Source organism: Pontibacter silvestris (assembly GCF_020907275.1).
Classification (GTDB): Bacteria; Bacteroidota; Bacteroidia; order Cytophagales; family Hymenobacteraceae; genus Pontibacter; species Pontibacter silvestris.
Window position 1 is genome coordinate 1 of sequence record NZ_JAJJWI010000102.1, and the last position, 539, is coordinate 539.

Annotated in this window: 1 protein-coding gene; it reads left to right on the plus strand. The window is 42.5% G+C overall.

Going from position 1 to position 539, the window contains the following annotated elements; genetic code table 11:
• Window positions 1-205: 205 nt before the first annotated feature.
• Window positions 206-400 carry a hypothetical protein gene (locus LN995_RS21760; RefSeq protein WP_229963194.1) on the plus strand — a complete coding sequence of 65 codons (195 nt, stop codon included), beginning with the start codon at window positions 206-208 and terminating at the stop codon, window positions 398-400.
• Window positions 401-539: the final 139 nt, after the last annotated feature.

The window sequence follows — 539 nt, forward strand, 5'->3', positions numbered from 1 at the left end:
ATTTGCAATTCGCGAATTGCAAATTTATAGTAAATAATACCAAACTAAAAGAAATACATAGATGATTTAGATTTTGTAAAGTAGATGGCTAAAGGCAGTAAACCATCTTCTAAGCTACAGTTATCTTAAAAGAGTTGGAATATGAGAGCAGGAAAGAGAAGCTGTTGCTATTTAGTATACCATTTATTATGCTTGCTCTAAAGTTATGGCTTGTCTTATAATAGGCTATATGTTCAGTGGTACCCGCTTAAAGTGGAAAGTTGCTTTACATAATGTGTGTTATCGGAGCCCCCCTTTCCACCACGAGAAGGGGGCCAACCTGACCATGGCCAGCCTGCTGCGCATACTTGACATCCACCGGGTCACCCTAAGGGAGTTCATCGAGGGGTTGGATGCATAGGCGTGAAAAAAGGGAAAAAGTCCCACAGGCTGCGGGACTTTTCAATATCGCCTAGAATCCTTGCCAGGACGAGGCACTCATATACTGCCTATACTACTCGTTGTTGGTGTTCGAGTTGATCTTGCTGCACCTCAACTAC

Bases quoted from the DNA above. Each gene is read 5' to 3' on its own strand.
- LN995_RS21760 (WP_229963194.1), top strand. From the start codon at position 206: ATGGCTTGTCTTATAATAGGCTATATGTTCAGTGGTACCCGCTTAAAG.